This is a genomic window from Novosphingobium endophyticum (assembly GCF_014640675.1).
Classification (GTDB): domain Bacteria; phylum Pseudomonadota; class Alphaproteobacteria; order Sphingomonadales; family Sphingomonadaceae; genus Novosphingobium; species Novosphingobium endophyticum.
This window is the reverse complement of sequence record NZ_BMHK01000073.1, coordinates 1-5,602: the sequence shown is the minus strand read 5'-3', so window position 1 is coordinate 5,602 and position 5,602 is coordinate 1. Positions and strand designations below refer to the sequence as shown.

Annotated in this window: 5 protein-coding genes and 2 pseudogenes; 1 reads left to right on the top strand and 6 read right to left on the bottom strand. The window is 61.4% G+C overall.

What is annotated here, in order from left to right:
• Nucleotides 1-103 (bottom strand): annotated as a pseudogene (locus tag IEX32_RS20060) (transposase); the annotation flags it as partial.
• 1 nt (nucleotide 104) lies between these two features.
• Between IEX32_RS20060 and IEX32_RS20055 the strand changes: the two are divergent.
• Nucleotides 105-530 (top strand): annotated as a pseudogene (locus IEX32_RS20055) (IS5 family transposase); the annotation flags it as partial.
• A 67-nt stretch (nucleotides 531-597) separates the two neighbouring features.
• Here IEX32_RS20055 and IEX32_RS20050 read toward each other — a convergent pair.
• The 5 genes from IEX32_RS20050 to IEX32_RS20835 all read right to left on the bottom strand — a co-directional run.
• On the bottom strand, nucleotides 598-1,896 hold the full coding sequence (locus tag IEX32_RS20050; RefSeq protein WP_188773304.1) for a hemolysin family protein: 1,299 nt from the start codon (nucleotides 1,894-1,896) through the stop codon (nucleotides 598-600).
• A complete protein-coding gene (locus IEX32_RS20045; protein ID WP_188773303.1) occupies nucleotides 1,893-3,206 on the bottom strand; it encodes a hemolysin family protein in 1,314 nt (437 codons plus the stop codon). The genes IEX32_RS20050 and IEX32_RS20045 overlap by 4 nt, the downstream gene beginning before the upstream one ends.
• A 131-nt stretch (nucleotides 3,207-3,337) precedes the next feature.
• The gene (locus IEX32_RS20040; protein WP_188773302.1) at nucleotides 3,338-4,132 is read right to left on the bottom strand and encodes an undecaprenyl-diphosphate phosphatase; all 795 of its coding nucleotides are present in this window, start codon (nucleotides 4,130-4,132) and stop codon (nucleotides 3,338-3,340) included.
• An 81-nt stretch (nucleotides 4,133-4,213) separates the two neighbouring features.
• Nucleotides 4,214-5,383 (bottom strand): AI-2E family transporter, encoded by a 1,170-nt coding sequence (locus IEX32_RS20035; RefSeq protein WP_229736530.1) that lies wholly within the window; start codon nucleotides 5,381-5,383, stop codon nucleotides 4,214-4,216.
• Nucleotides 5,384-5,396: 13 nt separating this feature from the next.
• Nucleotides 5,397-5,602 (bottom strand): hypothetical protein (locus tag IEX32_RS20835; RefSeq protein WP_229736529.1); only part of this gene is annotated, 206 nt, incomplete at its 5' end.

The window sequence follows — 5,602 nt, the reverse complement described above, 5'->3', positions numbered from 1 at the left end:
GTCTGCCTGTGGCCGTGTCATAGACGTGGATCGGCAGGAAGCAGCGCTCGCCGTGATGACCGTTCCAGAAGGAAAGCTGCTGGTATCCGTGGACGACATCACAGGGGACTCAGAGCCAGGCCATTGGCCGTTCCAAAGGCGGCATGACGACCAAGATTCTGGCGCTGACCGACGCGTTGGGCAACCTCGTGCGCTTTCAACTGATGCCCGGCCATCGCTTCGACACCGTCGGCGTCGCCCCGCTGATCGAGGGCGTCGAGTTCGATGCCTTGCTTGCCGACAAGGCCTTCGACAGCAACGACATCATTGCCGAACTCAACGAGCGTGGCGCGAAGATCGTCATCTCGCAGCACCCGCGCCGCGCCATTCCCATCCCGCTCGATGCCGAGATGTACAAATGGCGTCACCTCATCGAAAACTTCTTCTGCAAACTCAAGGAGTTCAAACGCATCGCCATGCGCGCCTGCAAAACCGACCGCAGCTTCGAAGCCATGATCTACCTCGCCGCAGCCGTCATCAACTCACGATGAATCCCCACAAGCCTTAGTGTGCGCCGGCAGTCATTTGGTTTGGCCCAGATGCGGATGGCGAGTGGAACTAACTGCGCGCTATCGGATCGAGCCGGATTCTTGTGATCTTGAACCCGCTGGTTTCCTCGATCGTCAGTCGATAACCGCCCAGCTCGATATGCTCGCCCTGTTCGGGCATGATGCCCCGGACCGAAAGGGCGAGACCGGCAATCGTGACGATATCGCCATGTTCAAACATTATTCCGTGGCCCTCTGAAAGCTCGGCGAGGGTTACCTCGCCGTCCAGCAGAAGACCGCCTTCAGGCGTCTTGCGAATCCAGTCCGACTCAGCTGCTTCCTCTTCATCGATCAGATCTTCGACAAGTTCATCCAGGGTTACAAAGCCAAGCGTCCCGCCATGCTCATCCACAACGAGAGCCGCATGCGTGCGCTGTTTCTTGAACAGGGCGAGCAGTTCGGTCGCAGTCGTCGTGGCGGCGACGCGCGGCAAAGGCCTGGTCAGGGCTTGCAAGCCATCGGCCCGGCCGGCGATGCGTGCCCGGATGAAATCCTTGACGTGAAGCACGCCTCCGATGTCGTCCAGCGACTGGGAGAATACCGGGTAGCGGGACTGGGGTGACGAAGCGATCAAGGCGGCGACATCATCCAGCGGAGTGTCCAGTGCGATCGCCTGGATCCGCGAACGCGAGGTCATCAGTTCCTCGGCGGTCCGATCCTCCATATCGAAGATGTTGTCGATCAGGATGCGCTGTGCCTCATCCAGTTGCCCACTGGCGGCCACCTCCTCGGTCGCGATCTCAAGTTCCTTGCTGCTATAGAGCATGGCGGTCTTGCCCGGGTCGGGAATGCCCAACAGGCGCATGAGCCCAAATGCTGTCTGGTTGAGCAGGTACACCATCGGCCGGAACAGGAAGCCGAACATGCGCATCATGGGGTTGACCGAAAGGCTTACCTGTTCGGGCACCTGGAGCGCCAACGCCTTGGGGATCATCTCCCCGAACACGACATGCAGGTAGGTGATCCCACCGAGCGCGATCACGAACCCGATGATATGCACCTGATCGTAATCTAGACCAAAGCCCTCCAGCCACGGATAGAGCCAGGCGGCAACCGCCGGCTCGCCGTACATGCCGAGACCGATACTGGCGAGCGTGATGCCGAGCTGCGCGATCGCGATATAAGCATCCTTGCCGCCCTCGCGGTCGAATACGCGAACCAGCCAGCGGGCGGCGGCACTGCCGCCCTTCGCCATGGTTTCCAGCCGGCTTCGCCGCGCTCCGACCAGCGCGAATTCGGCCGCAACGAATACGCCGTTGATGATGATGAGGATCGCGATGATCAGGATCGGAAGCAGGACGTCGCTCATACCTCCTGCTCCTCGCGCTTCTCGAGCCGGACCAGGACCCGCTGAACGGCATAGCCCGCCATCGCCTCGACTTTCAGAAGATAGGCGGTATCGGCCACACCTGTTTCATCGCCCACCGCGGGAAGGCGTCCCAACTCGTGCCAGACGAGACCGCCGATTGTATCGGCGCGATCGGCCGGCAGGTCGATCTGGTAGCGATCGGCGAGTGTGGCGAGACTAACGTCGCCGCGCACGCTGCGGCCATCGCCGCGATTTATGACCAGATCCTCCTCCTGGTCGAACTCATCCTGCATCTCGCCGAAGACTTCTTCCAGCGCGTCCTCAAGCGTGACCATACCCGCGATGCTGCCATATTCGTTGATCACCATGGCCGTACGGCGCCCGTTGTCACGGAGCGTTTGCCACAAGCGCGGCACCGTCATCATCTCGGCGACGACCAGCGGGGTTTGCGCCACCGAACCTACAGTCGCCTGCGGGTCGCGCTCGAACGCGGCGAACAGCGCGCGCACATGAACGATGCCGGCAATGTCCTCGTTGCTGTCCCCGGCGACGGGAAAACGAGAGTAAGGTGCCTCGGCAACGCGGGTCAGCGCGGTTTCCACCGTCTCGGCTGCTGTCACCGTCGCCATGCGCGTGCGGGGCGTCATGACCTCGCGCACCGTCCGCTCGCTGACGCTAAGTGCACCCGACAGCATATCGCGCTCTTCGGCATCGATGAGGCCACCGGCGGCGCTCTCACGGTATAGGCCTTCCAGTTCATCGGGCGAATGGACATGCATGTGACTGTGATCGGCGTGCAGCCGAAACAGGCGCATCAGCGCGAAAGCCGTCCCGTTGAACAACGCGATGAGCGGCCGGAATATGGCCAGGCTGATCCGCATCGGCAGCAGCGTCGCCATCGCCAGTCGCTCGGGATAGCGCAGCGCCACCGTCTTGGGCAGCAGCTCGCCCAGCACGACCTGGAGAACCGTGACGGCCAGCAATACGACTATGATGGCCGCCGCGGCGCCGCCGACCGGGCCCAGCAGGGGTTCAAGCAACGGTGTCAACTGGGCCTGACCGTAGGCGCCGGCCACAAGGCTGCTCAATGTTATGCCGACCTGGCAGCCAGCGACATAGGTATCGAGCTTCTTGGGGTCGCGTAGGATGGCCAGAAGCCTCAGGGCGGTGCGGTTCCCGGTCTCGGCGATCTCCTGGACGCGCGACTTGCGCGAGCCGACCGTCGCGAATTCCGCCGCCACATACAGGGCGTTTGCAGCGACCATCAGAAGGATGATCACTAACGAAACCAGGGCACTATCCAAACTCATCTATTTACCGTTCTCATGTTGTTCCAGCCGCCTATCACCGAACTGATCGGTGACCAATGGTAAGACGGAAAAACGGGAGGTCCACTGTGGCAACCTGAACGGTTTCGGGCCCAGCGCCAAAGGCTGGCTTCTTAAAAAAACGCCAGCAGTGCCAAGCCCAGCCCCACCCGGTAGAGCACGAATATCATCATCGACCTAGTCCGCAGGAAGCGCATCAGCCCCGCCATGGTGATGAAGGCCGCAACAAAGGTCAGCGAGCCGGCAATGATTGCGTCCCACTGCATTTCCCCTGTTGCCTCCGCGAGATCCAGACCGGCCAGCAACCCGGCTCCGGCGACGGCGGGTATGGACAGAAGAAACGAGAAACGCGCGGCTTCCGCGCGGTGGAAACCAAGCAAGCGCGCTGCCGTCATGGTTATGCCGGAACGGCTCGTACCGGGAATCAGCGCAAGCGCCTGGGCTAGGCCGACAATGACCGCGTCCTTCAGGCGCATATCCTCATAATGACGCGCCTGCCGTCCCCAGCGGTCAGCAGCGCCGAGCAGGATACCGTAGAAGATCAGGTTGAAGGCGACGAGGTCGGTCGAACGGAAATGGTCGAGAAAGCCCCCCATCTTGAAAAACAGGCCGAGCAGGACCGCAGGGATTGTTCCCGCGACAATCCAGAGGAACAGGCGTCGATGATCGGGTGCGTGCCCTACGCCTATCGTGGCCAGACCGCCCTGGGCCAATCCGCGCACGTCGCGGAAGAAGTAGATGATGATCGCGAGGAGCGATCCGACATGCACCGCAACGTCGATCAGGGGGCCTTGATCTGGAAAATCGGTGAAATGCGGGATCAGGATCAGGTGCCCCGAGGAAGATATTGGAAGGAACTCCGTGATGCCCTGAACGATGGCGATCAACAGTTGTTGGAGAAACGTCATATGGCGGTGTGATCCCTGTTTCGCGGCCTGTCTGGGCCGACTGGATTTCGATCAGCCTGTTATCGGCTTGCGACCGCCAAACTAATCACCGCTCGCGACCTTGATCGGCTTGCCCAGAATGGATCGCACATAGATGCGCTGGACCAATACAAAGACCACGACTGTCAAAGGGGCGGCCAGCAGAACGCCGAGGAACCCGAACAGCAGTCCGGCCGCGAACACCGCAAAAAGGAGTACCGCGGGCGGAACATCCACCGCATGCTTCTGGATCATCGGCTGCAAGTAGTTGCCCTGCAACTGCTGGATGGCGAGGAAGAGGAGCAATGTCCAAAGCGCGGTCATGGGTGACACCGTAAAGGCGAGCAGCACAGCCGGCACACCCGCGATGACCGGACCGACCATGGGAATGATATCGAGCAGACCCGCAATCAGGCCAAGCCCTCCCGCTGCTGGCACGCCCAGCAGTGCCAGCCCCGCCCAGGTCAGTGCGGCGACGACCAACGACGAAACAGCCTGACCGACCATCCATCCCCGCAAGCCCCGAGAGGCGTCGTCGAGCGCCAACGCCGCAATTTTTTCGGCACCGGCAGGAATGAGCAGCAACAGTCCTCTTCGATAGACGGCAGGATCGGCTGCCAGGAAGATCGCGGCCACCAGCACGAGAACGAAGTCGGCAAGACCGCTGCCCGCAGCCAGGGCATAACCGCCCGCGCGCGAGGCGAGTTGGGAGATATCCTTGCCACCGACTTCCACTAGTTCCCGGGCTCTTTCCCCGAGGCCATAGCGGTCCAGGAAGCCCTCGATTGCCTGCAGCGCGCGCGGCACCGTTTCGCGGATCGTGTCGAATTCTCGCGCGAGCTGTGCGCCGAAAAGCATAAAAGCACCAGTAAACAACGCAATCACGCCGATCACTGACACAGCGAGTGCAACCGAGCGCGTCATCCTCGACTTGCGGCAAAGCCAGGAGGCGATCGCGTCAAAAACCGCCGCGATCACGACGGCTGCAAAAACGAGCATCAGGAAGCGGGTGAGTTCGACGGCGATCCACGTCAGCCCTACGATCGCAACCACGATCAACGTGGCAATCGCGATCCTGCCAAGACCATATGGCGACGCAGGTGCCGCCGTTATCTTTCGAGATTTTGCCTCTGGGGCTTCGTCACCATCGCTCATACCGTCGTTGTATCGAGCAAAGAAGACCACGCAACCATCTCGCAGCGGACGATGGCGCTCGCGAAATGCATTGAACATTCGCGGCTCCGACCTAACGTCGTGAATCGTACGGGGCCGGGTCCCTCTGACGGCGGATCACGCCGTGATGTCGGACCGTATCGAGCATGCTCGTTGTGGCCTGATCCCGACCAGGGAGCGCCGCCAGCGCCGCTGCCACCATTGCCGAGGGCGCAGAAGCAAAAATGCTCACCCGGTTGCCCGGCGACAAATCGACCACGATGACAGGGCTGGCGTTGA